This is a genomic window from Butyrivibrio sp. X503 (assembly GCF_003625475.1).
Taxonomy (GTDB): domain Bacteria; phylum Bacillota; class Clostridia; order Lachnospirales; family Lachnospiraceae; genus Butyrivibrio.
The window spans coordinates 362374-379582 of the sequence record NZ_RAIQ01000002.1; the positions used below are offsets into that span (position 1 = coordinate 362374).

The window sequence follows — 17209 nt, forward strand, 5'->3', positions numbered from 1 at the left end:
CAAATGCCTAAAAATCAGTCTCTTGTAATTCCAAGTTTATTAAGGACTTCGCTCTGTTTCTTTTCCATAACAGCGGCTTCGTCCTCCTCCATATGATCATAGCCGCATAAATGCAGCATGCTGTGAGCAACAAGAAAAGCAAACTCTCTCTTAAGGCTGTGCCCATACTCTTCCGCCTGCTCGCGAACTCTTTTTTCATTTATAACTATATCACCGAACATGATGCAATCGGTATCCGGATTGTAAAGATCGACTCTCTGTTCCGAATCGATAACAGAGAAATCGCCGGGTTCATCATAAGATACATTGGGAAAAGAAAGAACGTCAGTAGGCTTATCGATACCTCTAAACTCCCTGTTCATTTCTCTGATCCCCTCATCATCGGTGATCGTAAGGCTGATCTCAACTTCATGCTTACAACCTTCCTCTTTAAGGACCTCAAGAGAAACCGTCCTTGCCACCTCTTCTATATCAAAATCAAACTCAGCACCCACCTCATTCTCAACGTAAAAAGTCATAGTAGAGCTTCTCCTTCTTAAGTATCTTTCCAATGGCATCAAACTCCTTAAAGGTGACATCAAAATCCTTGAGCTGACCCTCTTTCATCTTTTTATCCAGAACAGAATCTATAAGCTTGTCATAGTCGATCTTGATATCCTTGTCCTTCTTAAGCAGGTACATAATCGATGCAATAACGGTCTCGCTCAACATAACGGCGAGCGATTCCTTGGACTTAACACTTCCCTTTGCAGGCTCGATATACTCATGAAGAAGCTCAACCGCTTCGGTCGGAAAATTATTCTCTTCATAGAAATGTTTGATCTCATCCCACTTAAGCTTTCCCTCGGGAGCGCCTATCCTGTGATAATAAGAACATGTCTTGGCTGCCCTTGCGTTAAAAGAAAGCCCAAGTGCGATCCTCTCTGCAAGATACGCCGTATGGATTGCCCGGAAATACTCATCCTTGTCTTTTTCCTTAAGCGAAACCAGAAGCGGAAACTCAGGATCGTTGATCTCCATATACATATCGTTGGAACGTCTTATTACATATACTCCGAAAAGATTCAGGAAAAGAAGTAAAAGAATAAGATTGAGCATAAGATTAAGCGCGGGAAGCGCAAATAAATTAAAAGAAAGCGTTCTGTTAAGAAATAGAACGTTAAATGCTATAAGGAGCACTGCCTGCATAAATAGCGAAACGAATGTCGGAAGACCGATGGAGCTGTTCTCCTTAAGGTCTCTGAACATAGCGATCGCCACTATCCCGGCAAAAACATACATAAAAAGTTCACTGTATCCGCCATTCTCTTTTAACATAACAGAGAGAGAAACAAAGAAAACACCGGTCACAAGACCGATCTCGGTATTTGATAAAAGAGATAGCACAACAAATACGGAAAGATAAGGCCAGAACTGATTGGGAACCAATGAAAGTGCGATTGAAAGGAGAAGTCCTATAATATACGCAACAACAAATCTGTTCCTCTGATTGAAATTATCGTAAAAGAAGCCTTCTTTTCCCCTTGAAGATGCATCAAGAAGCATAAAGATAACACTGCCGATCATCATGAGTGATACGATAGTATTCCTGAGTATGGCTTCTATGCTCTTATCCGTGAAATATGAAAATGCAAATACAAAAAGGCCCGTAACAAAAAACATTACAGAATATAAAAGCTTGATATTCTTAGCAGGTGAATTCTCATTTGCCATTCTTTGAACGTCTCTCCATCTTTTGTATTTCTTTCTTAGTCTTCTTATTTGCGGACTTTTTCTCAAAGTCCTCATAAGCTTTTACAATCTTCTGAACAAGCGGATGCCTTACAACGTCGCTGCTTGTTAGCTTGCAAAATGCTATATCGTCAATACTCTTAAGCACGCTCTGAGCAACATCAAGTCCGCTTCTGACATCGGCGGAAAGGTCTTTCTGCGTCTCATCACCGGTTATGATAACCTTGGAGCCAAAACCGATTCTGGTCAGAAACATCTTCATCTGAGCAGGTGTCGTATTCTGAGCTTCATCAAGAATAATGAACGCATTATCAAGCGTACGACCTCTCATATATGCAAGAGGAGCAACTTCAATAAGTCCCTTCTCCATGTTCTTGATAAAGTTCTCGGTACCCATTATCTGATAAAGCGCATCATAAAGAGGTCTGAGATAGGGATCAACCTTGCTCTGAAGGTCACCGGGAAGGAATCCCAGCTTTTCTCCCGCCTCGATAGCAGGTCTCGTAAGAATGATCCTGCTTACTTCTTCCCTTTGGAAAGCGGTTATTGCCATTGCCATCGCAAGGTAAGTCTTACCCGTTCCGGCAGGACCGATCCCGAATACTATCATCTTATTTCTGATGGCATCGATATATTTCTTTTGTCCGAGTGTCTTGGGCTTTATTGGTTTTCCCGAAATGGTATGACAGATAATATCTCTGTCAATGTCGGCAAGAACATTGGCGCTGTCTACCTTCGGTATATTATTTTTTTCTTCGTCGTCTTTTAAAAGAATCGCATAATCAACGTTCTGCTCTTCGATATCGGATCCGCGTCTTGAAAGCTGGACAAGCTCTCTTATTATCTCGGAAGCTTTCTGGGCACCCTCTTTGTCTCCGATAATGTGAAGCTCACCGTTTCTGTCAATTATCTCGACATGAAGGCTGTCCTCGATCTTTCTGATATAGCTGTCATTACCGCCGAATATATTGCGCTCATCTTCAGCCGTAAGCGCCAAGCTTAGTTCTGTAATCTCACTCATTTATGATATGGTTCTCCGCTTATAATTTTATAACCTCTGTAGATCTGTTCCAAAAGCACTACTCTCATCATCTGATGAGGAAATGTCATATCCGAAAAACTGATCCGTGAATCTGCTCTTTTTAATACGTCATCACAAAGCCCCAAAGAGCCGCCGATAACAAATTGAATCCGGTTTATTCCTCTTACTCCCAGGTCATTTATAAATTCGGAAAAAGACTCTGAGCTATGCTTTTTACCTTTGATGGCAAGTGCGCACACATGGGCTTTGTCATCGATATTTTTAAGGATTCTCTCTCCCTCTTTTTGCTTGATCTGCTCTTCTATTGCAGGAGGCGCATTATCGGGAGTCTTTTCATCCGGAACCTCTATGATATTAAGCTTACAATATCTCGAAAGCCTCTTGGAATATTCCGCGATAGCATCATTCCAGTATTTCTCTTTGATCTTACCGACGCAAATTATATCTACAGAGCTCAATAATTATTCCTCTTAATTGGCAGCATTTCCGCCTGTGATGATACCGCGGATAAGGTTCTCTTCAATTTCCTTATCGGTCATATACAGATGCGTATCATCATTACCTTTAAGTGACATAACGGGAATTCTACCCGTTGAATCCTTGGAAGCATGCGCAGCAGCATCAAACTTACCTTCTTTACATGTTCCTGTCCACTCATCGGTATGTCCTGTCTTATCTACTGTAATTATGTACATTTCTTTGTCATAATAAGAATCCTTGAAATAACCGATAGCATTCTGAATATAGATATCAGAGGTATTCATTCTGCCTGAGTCATAGTCATAATGCTCCTGACCTTTTCCGTTGGGGCGATCCTCAGCCCATTCGCCGGAATAAGTATGCTCGGTAACCACATTGCCGGAATATGAAGGATAAAAGCAGATCCATGAACCGCTTCCGCTTCTCTTTCCGTCCTTAAACTCACCGAAGTAATACTGATCGTTGGCGTATACCGCAAGACCTTTGCCTTCAGGCTTACCATCATCATTCTTATCACCGTAATAATAGAAGTCGTAGCTTCCGTTCAGAGAATACGACATCGCTTCGTATCGTTCGAGATGAGCAAGCTCCCTTACGGCTTCCATATTATTCTTTGCCCAGTAATCGTGCATTTCCTTAAGCTGAGCATCTCTGTCGTATTTTACCTTGCCGTATTTATCCTTAAGCTCGGCGGCATCTGCTCTGTAAAAGCACTTTCCGGGCTCCTTTTTTACTTTCTCATTCTTTTCAGTACTTGTTGAAGATGAAGCGCTTGAATCGGCGTTATCGGAAGAACTTTCGGTTGACGCATTATCCGCGCTGTCTGAAGATGCGGCCTCAAGCGACACTCCCGTAGAAACACTCGATGTGCTCTGATCGTCGGAAGCACCACTGTTGGCGTATTCCATGATATTGCTTGCAAGAAGCTCGTCCTCTTTGTTTTTATCAACAGCTTTACCGGAAATAGCTATATATGCAATAAGCAATAATAAAATGACGGCTACGATCCCTGCCGTTATTGCTACTTTAACTTTTTCTTTATTATCCATGATCTCTTTCCCCTTTTTTCATACTATTCGACATTATACCACAATTCTAAGCTCGAAGAATACATCTATTAGCGAAACGAATACTCATTTCCAGGCTCCTAAATTCCACAAAAAAGGACCACGAAAACGTGGTCCCATAATGTACGAAATATTAGCAGATTGTGTGGATCCATCCCTCAGGAGCTTCAACTGTTCCCATCTGGATACCTGTAAGTGTATCGTAAAGCTTCTTGATAACAGGTCCCATCTCGTCCATTCCGCTTGCGAAGCAGATCTCCTTGCCGTGATCGTTGATCTTTCCGACAGGGCTGATAACAGCAGCTGTTCCGCAAAGTCCCATCTCAACAAAGTTCTCAACCTCTGAAAGCTTGACGGGTCTCTCCTCAACATTGAGTCCAAGTATATCTCTTGCAACCTGTACAAGAGATCTTCTTGTGATTGAAGGAAGGATTGAATCTGTATGTGACTGGGGTACTACAAGTCCGCCCTCTTTTGTAACGAAGATGATGTTGGCTCCGCCTGTCTCTTCGATATATGTTCTGCTCTCGGCATCAAGGTATACGTTCTCCGCAAAACCTTCGTTGTGTGCTGTAACGATTGCATGAAGGCTCATTGCGTAGTTAAGTCCGGCCTTGATATTACCTGTTCCGTGCGGTGCTGCTCTGTCAAAATCACTGATCTTAACAACGATAGGCTTAGCGCCACCCTTGAAGTAAGGTCCTACGGGAGTAACAAAGATTCTGAACTGATACTCATCAGCAGGCTTAACACCGATAACATTACCTGTAGCGAACATAACAGGTCTGATATAAAGAGTTGCGCCGCTTCCGTAAGGGGGAACCCAATCCTTGTTGGCTTCAACAACCTTCTCAACAGCTTCTATAAATTTATCTTCAGGAAATGCAGGCATCTCAAGTCTCTTGGCTGAGTCTACCATTCTCTTGGCATTGAGATCGGGTCTGAAGGTTACGATCTTGCCATCCTCTGTCTCATAAGCTTTAAGTCCCTCGAAGCACTCCTGTGCGTAATGAAGAACACCGGCATCCTCACTGAGTACGATTGTATTGTCGCTTGTAATGACACCATCATCCCACTTGCCGTCTTTATAGTTGGAGACAAATCTCTTATCAGCAACCATATAACTAAAACCAATATTTGCCCAATCCAAATTCTTCTTGCTCATCTTTCTTCCATCTCCTTAGATTACTTTAGCACGTCAAAACACTAATGTTTAAATTATAACCCTTTATTTTCGTGCGTCAAGTAAGCCGGTATTATTTTTATCACTTATTTTTATCCGTCTTATTTTTATCGATCTTGGCGGCATTAATCTTATCTTTTAAATTGATACTAAAGATCTTCTTAAATGTTGATGTTTCTTTTCCTGCGTTAAACTTGGTATTCACGGGGTCGCTCAGAGTCTTATACTCCTTATCTTCTATATATGCAAGGTCATAGTAATCCTTGGTATTAGTACTGAGCCCCTTCTTTTCCAAAAGAATATTCGTAAAGCGTGTAGCAAGCGCATAAATAACTGCAAAGATAGGAACGCCTATTAGCCATCCTACTATTCCCCACATTCCGCCAAACAGCATAATGGAAAAGATAACCCAAAAGCTTGAAAGTCCGGTGGAATTACCAAGGATCATGGGGCCTAAGATATTGCCGTCAAACTGCTGAAGCACGATAACGAAAATAAGGAATATCAAAGCCTGAATGGGATCAATGAGCACTAGTAGCAGCGCTCCCATTATTCCTCCGATGTAAGGACCAAAAAACGGAATAATGTTGGTGACACCTACAATAACCGATATCAAAAGCGGATACTTAAGCTTAAGAACGAGGCAGCCTATATAGCATATAACACCAATTACAAAGGAATCAACAAGCTTACCGCCTACAAATCCCTCGAATGTATTATTTACAAATCTGAATCCTCCTATAAGTTCATTGGCAAAATCTTCTCTGAAGATTGCATATGCAAGCTTCTTACCGCTTGTAGTAAAGCGCTCTTTGGAAAGAAGCACATAGATCGCAACAATAAAGCCGACAACGAGATCCAAGATAACTCCGAATACCGAAAAGAAGCTCTGAGAAGCAAACTTCATGATGGTATTTACGCTCGGCATCATAGGAATAAGCTGCTTTGTAATATAAGAGCTCAAATTCTCATAATAAGTATCGAGCTGAGAATCGATAAACTTCTGAAGCTCGGGGTTATCGGCAAGATATTTGTTGGACTGCGTATCAAGCTGATTAATGTAAAAAGGCATATTCCTTATTATCTCACGTAAACTCCTTACAAGCTCGGGGATAATGATCCTAAAAAGCCCGTACAGAATAAAGAGAAAAATGATCATTGTAAGCAAAACGGAAATATATCTTATATGTTTTCTCTTTTTCTTATCGGCTGTGCTCGCTCTGGATACGTCTATACCTCTCAATCTATAGATAGGCATAATGATCTTCTCCTCGATGAACTCAAGGAGCGGAATAAGCACAAACGCAATAACTATACCGATTACAATGCCCGAAAGCGAATCAACTATTGACGTAAAAGTCTTTATGATCGTCTTTCCGTCAAACAGCACATAATATGCAAGCATAAGCGCAACACACAAGCAAAATATAGTGACCGCCCATGTTACCTGATTTTTCTCGGGTTTCATCTTCATAATAATTACTCTCCTCTTTACTCGTTCATAGCGTCAAGAACATAAACAAGACTATCAAGATAATTCTCTTCTATATCTTCTATCTTACCAGAATCACACAATCCCGCAATCTTGGGATCGAGAGGAAGCCTTCCGAGAACGTCGATACCCTTGGATGCTGCATATGAATCAAGTCCGCTCTCACCAAAGATACTTATCATTTCTCCGCAGTGAGGACAGCTCATATAGCTCATGTTCTCAACTATTCCAAGTACAGGGATATTCATCATGGTAGCCATGTTTACGGCTTTCTCGACTATCATGTTTACAAGCTCCTGAGGAGTTGAAACTACGATTATTCCGTCGACGGGAAGAGACTGAAAAACAGTAAGCGGAACATCACCTGTTCCGGGAGGCATATCGACAAACATATAATCAACATCACCCCAGTTTACATCTGACCAGAACTGCTTAACAATACCGGCGATCACGGGTCCTCTCCAGATAACGGGATCCGTCTCGTTGTCCATAAGCATATTAAGCGACATAACTTTAATGCCATTCTTTGAATCGGCAGGCAAAAGACCTGTCTCATCGGCGTTTTTTGCCTGGCCTATACCAAACATCTTAGGTATTGAAGGTCCTGTGATATCGGCATCCATGATCGCGCACTTATAGCCTTTTTTGTTCATATAAACAGCCGAAAGTCCTGTCACAAGGCTCTTTCCTACGCCGCCCTTTCCGCTCACGATTCCTATAACCTTTTTAATATGAGAATGCTCTGAAGGTTTAACCTTGAAATTATCCTCCATCTGCTTTTTGAAATCTTCGGGTTTCTTGCCGTGTCCGTTAGCCATTATCTGTCTCCGTTTCTGTATTTATTTTAGAACATAAAAGGAGTGCCTTTAGCATATATTATACTATGCAAAAAGACACATTCCTTATTTCTTACGTATCAGCGCTTGTAGGTATACTCGGAAACTTCCACATCTTCCTCGTCGCCGATATATGATTCAATTATAAATCTGGGTCTGTTCTTGGTCTCAAGATAGATCTTACCAATATACTCTCCGATAATACCTATGGAAAAGATGGTAAGGCCACCGATAAACCAAACCGACATAACTATTGTTGTCCATCCCGGATCGTTATGTCCGGTAAAATATCTTACCAAAGAATAGATAAACACAAGAAGTGTTATAAAAATGATCGAAAAGCCAAGGCCTGTGATCATCTTGATGGGCTTGGTGCTAAGACTCGTGATTCCTTCAACCGCAAAGCTAAGCATCTTCTTAAGGGGATACTTACTCTCTCCAGCGAATCTCTCGGCTCTTTCATAATAAACAATATCAGACTTAAAGCCGAGCATGGGAACTATTCCTCTAAGGAAAAGATTGACCTCACCAAACTCCGAAAGTGCAAAGAGTGCTCGTCTGCTCATAAGTCTGTAATCAGCATGATTATAGACAGTCTTGGCTCCCATGGAATCAATCAGCTTGTAATATGACTCAGCTGTAAATCTCTTAAAGAAAGTATCTGTTACCCTCTTGGATCTTACTCCGTAAACAACATCACAGCCCTCGTTGTTAAACTTATCAACCATGGCATCAATGGCATCTATATCATCCTGAAGATCGGCATCCATCGAAATTGCCATGTCACATAAGTCTTTTGCAGTCATAAGTCCTGCAAGCAGTGCATTCTGGTGTCCCATGTTTTTGGACAGATTGATACCCTGAAAAAGCTTATCTTCTTCATGAAGTTTTTTGATCATATTGAAGGTTTCGTCCTTCGAACCGTCATTTACAAATAAAACCCTACTGTCCTCAGAGATCTTGCCTGCCGCGATAAGGCTCTCAAACTTCTCTTTGAGTCTTTTCGAAGTCTCCGGCAATACCTCCTGTTCATTGTAACAAGGGATTACACAAAATAATCTGCTCATTATTTATCCTCCGATGAGTTGATGTAATTAATAAGTCCTTCGGAATCAATTATCTTCTGCATGAAAGGAGGGAATGCCTGTCCTTTAAATGACTTTCCCGTTGTCTCATCAGTAATAATACCGGAATCAAAATCAACACTCACAATATCGCCGTTTGTAATTGCATCGGCTGCTTCTTCACACTCGATAATGGGAAGACCGATGTTGATAGAATTTCTGTAAAAGATTCTCGCAAAGCTCTTGGCAATAACACAGGAAACACCTGCAGCCTTGATTGAAATGGGTGCATGCTCTCTTGATGAGCCGCAGCCAAAGTTCTTCTCAGCTACGATAATATCACCCTTTTTAACATTCTTGGTAAAATCCTTGTCGATATCTTCCATGCAATGCTTGGCAAGCTCTTCTCCCGTTGTGCTGTTGAGATATCTTGCAGGGATGATAACATCCGTATCCACATTGTCACCATATTTAAAAACTGTACCTTTAGCAGCTTTCATTTTAACTCTCCTCTATATTAAGTAATTATAATCCAATCTCTGACGGCTGAGAAATCTTACCTGTAACAGCACTTGCTGCGGCAACAGCAGGTGAAGCAAGATAGATCTCCGAATCAATTGCGCCCATTCTTCCGACGAAGTTTCTGTTTGTTGTTGAAACGCACTTCTCTCCGGAAGCGAGAACACCCATATAACCGCCAAGGCAAGGTCCACATGTGGGAGTTGAGATGATCGCACCTGCTTCAACAAATGTCTTTACAAGCCCCTCTTCCATAGCCTTTAAGAAGATATCCTGTGTTGCGGGAATGATGATACATCTGATTCCGTCAGCAACATGATGTCCCTTAATAACCTCAGCCGCACATCTAAGATCGTCAAGTCTTCCGTTTGTACAAGATCCGATAACTACCTGATCGATCTTGATATCAGCAATATCATCAAAAGTATGTGTATTCTCGGGAAGATGAGGGAATGAAACAGTAGACTTAAGTGTGCTTAAATCGATAGTATACTCCTCGTCATAAACAGCATCGGGATCAGCCTCATATACTGTATACTTCTTGCCGGGTGCATGCTCCTCAAGATATGCGACAGTAAGCTCATCAACAGGGAAGATACCATTCTTTCCGCCTGCTTCAATAGCCATGTTTGCAATAGTAAATCTGTCGTCCATTGAAAGGTTCTTGATGCCCTCTCCGACAAATTCCATAGATTTGTAAAGAGCTCCGTCTACACCGATCATACCGATTATGTGAAGGATAACGTCTTTACCGCTAACCCACTTTGAAGGTTTTCCTACAATATTAAACTTGATAGCTGAAGGAACCTTAAACCATCCCTTACCTGTAGCCATACCGGCAGCCATATCGGTTGATCCGATACCTGTTGAGAAAGCACCGAGTGCACCGTATGTACATGTATGAGAATCAGCTCCGATAATAAGGTCACCCGGAACAGTAAGACCTCTCTCAGGTAAAAGAGCATGCTCAATGCCCATCTTACCAACCTCAAAATAATTGGTGATCTCGTTCTTTCTGGCGAACTCACGAACGCACTTACAGTTCTCAGCCGACTTGATATCCTTGTTGGGAACAAAGTGATCGGGAACAAGCGCGATCTTATCCTTATCAAAAACTCCCTTTGTTGTAAATTTGCTCATCTCATTGATGGCAACGGGACTCGTAATATCATTGCCAAGTACAAGATCCAGATTAGCCTCTATAAGCTGTCCTGCCTCAACGTGATCAAGTCCGGCATGAGCAGCCAATATTTTCTGGCTCATTGTCATTCCACTCATAGTCTGTCTCCTTCACATCTAAGTTAATATAAATCAAAATTATAAGAGTAAATATAACATAACCCAATTATAAAAAACACATAACAAATTTAATCACTTTTTCTTGATGTATTTTAATGTAATAAACAGATATGCCCCAAGAACAGTGATTCCTACGATACTAAAGATCAGTCCAAGCTTGAAGCCTTCCGGTATATAAGTAACTTTGATCTCATGAACACCAGCAGAAACAGGTATTGCCATTAGGCCGTAGTCTGCCTTTATAAGCTCAGTGTCTTTTCCGTCTACACTGCAAACAAAGCCCTCAGTACAAGGAACTGAGAAGAACACAAGCGTATCATCGGAAAGCATCGAAGTCTGAGCAGTAAAGCCATGTGTATCATGATCAAATGATGTACATGATGTCTGTCTTCTCTTCTTGCATTCCTCTTTAAATCTCGAATATGAAAGCTCATCGTTTGTGATATCTTCGGCAGTGATCTCTGTCATAGCGATCTTATCGCCGTATTTATCCGCATCTTCATCGGAAAGGATGAGAACTCTGGAAAGATCATAGTCATGATCCGCTGCATTCAGATCTTCCCACTCCGACTCAGTAATGTAATTGTCATAAACAAATCCCATAGGGATGAAGTTCTTATTTTCAAAGACATCAAAGCCGTTAGTGTTCTCAAGGAACTCATACCCCTCGGTGCCTTCGTCATTATTAAAGATCCTGTTCTTGCTGATCTCGGCATTTTCCATGTAATACCTTGCGGAAAGGATCGCCCTTGCCCCGCATCTGTTTACAGGGATAGTCGTCTCAACAGTTCTCTTTATAGCCGCTGTTCCATAAAGGAAATCAAATATCTCTGAAGGAACTGTACTTAAGAAGCAATGAATTGAAGGTATTCCCCATACCATGTCGTAGTTGGTAGATGTGCTATCCACCTCACCTCTGCAGAAATCACTCATGTCCACAGTGACTTTGTTAAAAAGCATCTGCTCCTGCCACATCTTCTTTCCTCTGTCACTTATGATAGAGCTTCCGTTCTTGATCGGAACAAAAGTAGATGCAATACAGCTGAGCATAACAACAACGAGGACTACACGATCTCTCCACGATACTCTTCTGCCTGCAAGGTCTTTTTCCTTCTTAAATTTTTTGGGCACAACAAATACGATCATCAAAAGGACAAAGCAAAGTATAGCTGTTCCGATAACATCGCGGAGAAAGATCTCGGTATTCTCAGTCATGTTAAAGAAGACTGTCTCTCCATCGTCATTCTTTGAAGGCAGATAATAAACAAGAACAAAGAACAGGAACAAGATAACGGTAACAACCGTACCCTTCTTAAGCTGCGGAGACTTTCCTCTCTCTGCAACCTGAGCCGTCATAAGGCACATGATAAGAATGGGCATGTAGAACCATCTTGCATAATATGAGCTGTTAAACATCGAAAATGCTGCGTTAAATACAGGGATCGCAGCGATAACTGCACATGCAACGATAAGTGTCTTTTCCCAATTCTTCTTTTTCTTATTAAGTAAAAAGTACGCAATAACGCCGGAAATACCAAATAAAGGTATATATGCGGCAAGTGAAGCGTTCTTGACAGTTCCAGTGTAAAAGAGGGTTCCTTTACCGATGATGTCGGGAAGCATAGAAACACTCTTAACGATATCCCAAAGCATCTTCTCACTGGGATATACAAGCATGTCATAACCAAGTACAAAGTTATTAAGTCTCGTATTGCCCTTTAATCCGGCAAAAGCCTGAAGCAGGAAGAATGACGCAACAAGGATTCCGACAGCGCCCGCACTGATCGCTCTAAAGAGCATCATGAGTGTTGTCTTAAGCTTATTATTAAAGGCATATCTGATAAAGAAATAGATTGCCATGAAGACTACCTGTCCGAAGAAGAAATAGTAATTTATCACGGACATAAGGGCAGTCATAAATGCAAAACGTACAAAAGGAAGTCCCGAAAGCTTGAACGAATAAACTTCTTTACCGTCATCAACCTTCATGAGCTCTTCAAACGCAAGAAGGAAAAGCGGGAAGAAAGCCACCGCTTCGGTAAAGTGGTTAAATACGATATTGCAGGCATTGAAGCCGGAGAAAGCATAGAGATAAGCTCCGATCATCGCATAGGTGTACTTGTGCACATATCTTCTGATATATACATAAGCACATGCTGCAGCCGTAGCATACTTAAGAGCCATCAAAAACGGCATCAGATATGGAATTGCTGACTCGGGAAATAAAGTCGACAGCCAAAAGAACGGACTACCCATGAGGTAAAAAGCAAAGTCACCCAGCATGGTACCGCCAAGATCTATATTCCAGTTCCAAAGTAAGCTTCCGCTTCTCACCGCTCTGTGAGCGACTATATAAAACGGAATCTGCTGAACATTGTAATCACCGTAATAAAAGAATGGCAATCCTCTCTGTATGAATATCGGAAGTGCCGCAAGTACATAAAACAGAAATGCACTAAAGAAGACAACTACCGTCACATACCATCCCTTAGTCTTGGTATTATTTTCTAAACTTTCAACAGTTTTCAAAACATTTCCCCTTAAAAAAGCATTTTGTTGATAGGATACAAAACACATATCCATGAAAAAAAGAGTGCCTGTACGACACTCTTTTAATATTAGTCTAATTAGCAAAGTTTTTCAATGTAAACCTTGGTAAAATTAGTTGTTGATGAGCTTATCAGACTCGTTGTTCCAGCTGTAAAGCTTTCTGATCTCCTCACCGATCTTCTCAGCGGGATGCTCAGAAGCGAGCTTTCTCATAGCCTTGAAGTGAACCTGTCCGCCTGCCTCTGACATATCAAGAAGGAATTCCTTAGCGAAGCTTCCGTCCTGGATGTCCTTAAGGATCTGCTTCATAGCTTTCTTGGTCTCAGGTGTGATAACCTTAGGTCCTGTGATGTAATCACCGTACTCAGCTGTGTTAGAGATTGAATATCTCATTCCTGCGAAACCTGACTGATAGATAAGGTCAACGATGAGCTTCATCTCGTGGATACACTCAAAGTATGCGTTTCTGGGATCGTAACCAGCCTCAACAAGTGTCTCGAAACCGCACTGCATAAGTGCACAAACACCACCGCAAAGAACAGCCTGCTCACCGAAGAGGTCAGTCTCTGTCTCTGTTCTGAAGTTAGTCTCAAGAAGACCTGCTCTTGCTCCACCGATACCTGCACCGTAAGCAAGTGCAATATCAAGTGCCTTACCTGTAGCATCCTGCTCTACAGCTACAAGACAAGGTGTTCCCTTTCCAGCCTGGTACTCAGAACGAACTGTGTGACCGGGAGCCTTGGGAGCGATCATAGCAACGTCAACACCTGCGGGAGCCTTGATAAGTCCGAAGTGTACGTTGAATCCGTGTGCGAACATAAGCATGTTGCCGGGCTGAAGGTTGGGCTCGATGTCCTCTCTGTACATCTTAGCCTGCTTCTCATCGTTGATAAGGATCATGATGATATCAGCCATCTTTGCAGCCTCAGCTGTATTGTAAACCTTAAGTCCCTGAGCCTCAGCCTTAGCCTTGCTCTTTGAACCCTCGTAAAGTCCTATGATAACGTTGCAGCCTGAATCCTTAAGGTTAAGGGCATGTGCATGTCCCTGTGAGCCATAGCCGATAATTGCAATTGTCTTACCCTCAAGTAAAGATAAGTTGCAATCTTCCTGATAAAAAATACGTGCTTCCTGTGACATCTGTTTTTTCCTCCATTTTTTCCTTTAGATAGATTTATATTTAATAATAAATTTAATAGGCGATCGTCAGTCATCAAGATAAATAACTTTATCTGTACCTCTGCCGAGTCCTGCAATACCTGTTCTTGCAAGCTCCAAGATCTCGTAACCCTCAAGAAGCTTAAGAAAAGCGTCAATCTTGGACTGGCTACCGGTAATCTCTATAATAAGTGAATCAATACTTACATCAACAATGTTGCCTCTGAACACGTTGGCCGTAGCAAGAATACTCTGTCTCTGATCTGCATGAGCTCTGACCTTGACCATTGCAAGCTCTCTGTAAACGCTGTCTGAAGGCAAAAGCTCATGAATGTCTCTTACATCTACAAGCTTGGCTACCTGTTTCTCGATCTGATCAAGTATCACATCATCTCCTGCAGCCACAATAGTTATTCTGGTGTATCTCGGATCTGCGGTGACACCAGCGGTGATGCTTTCAATATTATAGCCTCTTCGTGAAAACAGTCCCGATATTCTGGAAAGTACACCGGGATTGTTGTCTACTAGAAGCTGAAAAACTTTTTTCTGCATTACTTAGCTCCCATATATCAATTGATTTATTTAGCGCTTTAAACTTTTAACCAATTAAATCAGATTATATCACTGCTCTTTACACTTCGTCAATGCTACTGTTCCGGTGCGTGCAATTTCAACAATACTCACGCTTTTGAGCATTTCAATAAAGAGTTCTATTCTCTCCGAAGTGTCACAGATCTGGATGACCATAAGATTCTTGGACATGTCTACGATGGACGCATTCATGATCTCACAGTTCTCCATGATATCTCTTCTGTTCTCTTTGTTGTATTTAACCTTTATGAGCATAAGCTCTCTATTGATACTAAGGCTCTCCTTAAAGGTCTTTACCTTGATGACATCGATTTTCTTATTAAGCTGTTTCTCTATCTGCTCGATCGTACGCTCATCGCCCGATGAAACGATAGTCATGCAGGAAACACTCTTGTCAGCGGTCTCACCTACAACAAGGGATTCAATATTAAAATTTCTTCTGGAAAATAGTCCCGATACCTTAGAGAGCACACCTGCTCTGTTCTCTACCAAGACTGAATAAATTCTTCTCATAATTGTCCCCCTTATCACTTAGTAAGCGCCTTGGGATCAACAATGACCTCCATAAGCGCAGATGTATCATCTGAAAGGAAAGATTTAAGTTCTTTTTCAAGATCGCTCGATCCGTCAACCTTCGCATAGCCCATACCGTATGCAGCCGCAATAAGTGAAAGATCGGGATCGCCCTTAAGCTCAACCATTGAGTAGTTGTCGTTATAAGCAAAGTGCTGATGCTCTCTTACCATTCCAAGATATCCGTTCTTCATAACGACTATCTTTACGGGAACGCCGTACTGTCTCATGGTCGCAAGCTCCATCATCGACATCTGGAACGCGCCGTCACCTGTTACAGCAACAATCTGCTTCTTGGGACTTGCAAGCTTTGCTCCGAGCGCTGCGGGAATTGAATATCCCATAGTTCCCATACCGCCCGATGTAATGAAGCGGCCGTTCTTTACTATATGATGTGCACAAGACCACATCTGGTTCTGTCCGACATCAGCAACGTAAACCGCATCGTTCTTCATAGCATTCGAAAGCTTGGTGATAAACTCCTTAGGCTCAACGTACTTACTTTTCTTAGCAGCCTTTTTTGCCTTCGAAAGAGCTGTCTTCTTATATTCATTAATAGTAGCTATCCAATCCGAATGATCGTCGGCATGATCGTCCTGAGCAAGGAAATCCTGGAAGATATGCTTGATATCACCTACAAGAGGGATCGTAGGACCAACATTCTTACCGATCTCAGCGGGATCGACATCAATATGGACCATGACCTTGTTCTCAGTTATAAGATCCGGTCTGTTAACGGCTCTGTCCGCAACTCTCGCTCCGACCATCAAAAGAAGGTCCGATTCATTCATAGCTTTGTTGGCATAAGACTGACCGTTGTTACCGACCATTCCAAAGTAAAGCGGATGCTCTGTCGGCATAACACCGATACCCATCATCGTCGAAACAACAGGAACGTTATTGAGCTCAGCGAACTCTCTAAGTTCCTTGGTCGCGTTGCTTAAATGAACACCGCCGCCGACACAGATGATAGGCTTCTTAGCCTTCTCAACTTCCTTGATGACTTTCTTTATCTGAACCATATTACCCTTAACTGTAGGCTTGTAAGTTCTCATAGAAATGGTGTCGGGATATACGAACTTACCGGGGAACTCTGCGTTCTGGATATCGAAAGGAATATCGATAAGAACGGGACCCTTACGTCCGGTGCTCGCAATATAAAATGCTTCCTTAAATATCCTCGGAATATCAGCAACATCCCTTACGAGATAGCTGTATTTAACAAAAGACTCAACGGCGCCGGTGATATCAGCCTCCTGGAATACATCGCTTCCGATCATATCGCTGTTAACCTGACCCGTGATAGCTACAAGAGGAATACTGTCAGCATATGCTGTTGCAATACCTGTTATAAGATTGGTCGCACCGGGACCCGATGTGACGGCGCACACCCCCGTTTTACCGCTTATACGAGCATATCCGCTTGCACAGTGAGCAGCATTCTGCTCAGTCCTGATGAGAACACTCTTGATATTGGTATCAAGTATCTTGTTCCAAAAAGGATCAATTGCAACTCCGGAATAACCAAAAACGTATTCGGTCTTCTCTTTTTCAAGGCACTTTACTATCGCCTCAGCTCCAATCATATTATTCCTCCTAAAAAGAAAAATCTGTTTATTCTATA

Annotated in this window: 16 protein-coding genes; all 16 read right to left on the reverse strand. The window is 42.0% G+C overall.

Going from position 1 to position 17209, the window contains the following annotated elements; translation table 11 throughout:
* Positions 1–14: 14 nt before the first annotated feature.
* The 16 genes from ybeY to ilvB all read right to left on the reverse strand — a co-directional run bounded on the left by ybeY (position 15) and on the right by ilvB (position 17171).
* The gene (gene ybeY / locus D6853_RS04540) at positions 15–518 is read right to left on the reverse strand and encodes an rRNA maturation RNase YbeY (protein ID WP_120656802.1); all 504 of its coding nucleotides are present in this window, start codon (positions 516–518) and stop codon (positions 15–17) included.
* Positions 502–1713 (reverse strand): hypothetical protein, encoded by a 1212-nt coding sequence (locus D6853_RS04545; RefSeq protein WP_120656804.1) that lies wholly within the window; start codon positions 1711–1713, stop codon positions 502–504. The genes ybeY and D6853_RS04545 overlap by 17 nt, the downstream gene beginning before the upstream one ends.
* Positions 1703–2752 (reverse strand): PhoH family protein, encoded by a 1050-nt coding sequence (locus tag D6853_RS04550; protein WP_120656806.1) that lies wholly within the window; start codon positions 2750–2752, stop codon positions 1703–1705. The genes D6853_RS04545 and D6853_RS04550 overlap by 11 nt, the downstream gene beginning before the upstream one ends.
* On the reverse strand, positions 2749–3231 hold the full coding sequence (gene rlmH / locus D6853_RS04555; protein ID WP_120656808.1) for a 23S rRNA (pseudouridine(1915)-N(3))-methyltransferase RlmH: 483 nt from the start codon (positions 3229–3231) through the stop codon (positions 2749–2751). The genes D6853_RS04550 and rlmH overlap by 4 nt, the downstream gene beginning before the upstream one ends.
* A gap of 12 nt (positions 3232–3243) precedes the next feature.
* Positions 3244–4302, reverse strand: a complete 1059-nt coding sequence (locus tag D6853_RS04560) for a hypothetical protein (RefSeq protein ID WP_120656810.1) — start codon at positions 4300–4302, stop codon at positions 3244–3246.
* A 151-nt stretch (positions 4303–4453) separates the two neighbouring features.
* Positions 4454–5485, reverse strand: a complete 1032-nt coding sequence (locus D6853_RS04565; RefSeq protein WP_120656813.1) for a branched-chain amino acid aminotransferase — start codon at positions 5483–5485, stop codon at positions 4454–4456.
* A gap of 100 nt (positions 5486–5585) precedes the next feature.
* Positions 5586–6977 (reverse strand): AI-2E family transporter, encoded by a 1392-nt coding sequence (locus D6853_RS04570; RefSeq protein WP_120656815.1) that lies wholly within the window; start codon positions 6975–6977, stop codon positions 5586–5588.
* Positions 6978–6994: 17 nt separating this feature from the next.
* A complete protein-coding gene (locus D6853_RS04575) occupies positions 6995–7813 on the reverse strand; it encodes an Mrp/NBP35 family ATP-binding protein (RefSeq protein WP_120656817.1) in 819 nt (272 codons plus the stop codon).
* Between the two features lie 98 nt (positions 7814–7911).
* Positions 7912–8898: a glycosyltransferase family 2 protein gene (locus tag D6853_RS04580; protein WP_120656819.1), complete on the reverse strand. Its 987-nt coding sequence runs from the start codon at positions 8896–8898 to the stop codon at positions 7912–7914.
* A complete protein-coding gene (gene leuD / locus D6853_RS04585) occupies positions 8898–9395 on the reverse strand; it encodes a 3-isopropylmalate dehydratase small subunit (protein WP_120656821.1) in 498 nt (165 codons plus the stop codon). Before leuD ends, D6853_RS04580 begins: the two co-directional genes overlap by 1 nt.
* Before the next feature lie 25 nt (positions 9396–9420).
* The gene (gene leuC, locus D6853_RS04590; RefSeq protein WP_120656823.1) at positions 9421–10692 is read right to left on the reverse strand and encodes a 3-isopropylmalate dehydratase large subunit; all 1272 of its coding nucleotides are present in this window, start codon (positions 10690–10692) and stop codon (positions 9421–9423) included.
* A 93-nt stretch (positions 10693–10785) separates the two neighbouring features.
* A complete protein-coding gene (locus D6853_RS04595) occupies positions 10786–13242 on the reverse strand; it encodes a YfhO family protein (protein ID WP_158588658.1) in 2457 nt (818 codons plus the stop codon).
* A 132-nt stretch (positions 13243–13374) separates the two neighbouring features.
* A complete protein-coding gene (gene ilvC, locus D6853_RS04600) occupies positions 13375–14403 on the reverse strand; it encodes a ketol-acid reductoisomerase (protein WP_092242972.1) in 1029 nt (342 codons plus the stop codon).
* A gap of 66 nt (positions 14404–14469) precedes the next feature.
* Complete coding sequence (ilvN, locus tag D6853_RS04605) at positions 14470–14973, reverse strand: acetolactate synthase small subunit (protein WP_120656826.1); 504 nt, start codon at positions 14971–14973, stop codon at positions 14470–14472.
* A gap of 69 nt (positions 14974–15042) precedes the next feature.
* A complete protein-coding gene (gene ilvN / locus D6853_RS04610; protein WP_092242978.1) occupies positions 15043–15525 on the reverse strand; it encodes an acetolactate synthase small subunit in 483 nt (160 codons plus the stop codon).
* A 14-nt stretch (positions 15526–15539) separates the two neighbouring features.
* Positions 15540–17171 (reverse strand): biosynthetic-type acetolactate synthase large subunit, encoded by a 1632-nt coding sequence (gene ilvB / locus D6853_RS04615; protein WP_120656827.1) that lies wholly within the window; start codon positions 17169–17171, stop codon positions 15540–15542.
* Positions 17172–17209: the final 38 nt, after the last annotated feature.

Excerpts from the sequence above, each read along its gene's own strand:
- D6853_RS04580 (WP_120656819.1), bottom strand. The coding sequence starts at position 8,898 with ATGAGCAGATTATTTTGTGTAATCCCTTGTTACAATGAACAGGAGGTA.
- D6853_RS04570 (WP_120656815.1), bottom strand. The coding sequence starts at position 6,977 with ATGAAGATGAAACCCGAGAAAAATCAGGTAACATGGGCGGTCACTATA.
- D6853_RS04565 (WP_120656813.1), bottom strand. The coding sequence starts at position 5,485 with ATGAGCAAGAAGAATTTGGATTGGGCAAATATTGGTTTTAGTTATATG.
- ilvB (WP_120656827.1), bottom strand. The coding sequence starts at position 17,171 with ATGATTGGAGCTGAGGCGATAGTAAAGTGCCTTGAAAAAGAGAAGACC.
- leuD (WP_120656821.1), bottom strand. The coding sequence starts at position 9,395 with ATGAAAGCTGCTAAAGGTACAGTTTTTAAATATGGTGACAATGTGGAT.
- leuC (WP_120656823.1), bottom strand. The coding sequence starts at position 10,692 with ATGAGTGGAATGACAATGAGCCAGAAAATATTGGCTGCTCATGCCGGA.
- D6853_RS04545 (WP_120656804.1), bottom strand. The coding sequence starts at position 1,713 with ATGGCAAATGAGAATTCACCTGCTAAGAATATCAAGCTTTTATATTCT.
- ilvC (WP_092242972.1), bottom strand. The coding sequence starts at position 14,403 with ATGTCACAGGAAGCACGTATTTTTTATCAGGAAGATTGCAACTTATCT.
- ilvN (WP_120656826.1), bottom strand. The coding sequence starts at position 14,973 with ATGCAGAAAAAAGTTTTTCAGCTTCTAGTAGACAACAATCCCGGTGTA.
- D6853_RS04575 (WP_120656817.1), bottom strand. The coding sequence starts at position 7,813 with ATGGCTAACGGACACGGCAAGAAACCCGAAGATTTCAAAAAGCAGATG.
- D6853_RS04550 (WP_120656806.1), bottom strand. The coding sequence starts at position 2,752 with ATGAGTGAGATTACAGAACTAAGCTTGGCGCTTACGGCTGAAGATGAG.
- ilvN (WP_092242978.1), bottom strand. The coding sequence starts at position 15,525 with ATGAGAAGAATTTATTCAGTCTTGGTAGAGAACAGAGCAGGTGTGCTC.
- D6853_RS04560 (WP_120656810.1), bottom strand. The coding sequence starts at position 4,302 with ATGGATAATAAAGAAAAAGTTAAAGTAGCAATAACGGCAGGGATCGTA.
- ybeY (WP_120656802.1), bottom strand. The coding sequence starts at position 518 with ATGACTTTTTACGTTGAGAATGAGGTGGGTGCTGAGTTTGATTTTGAT.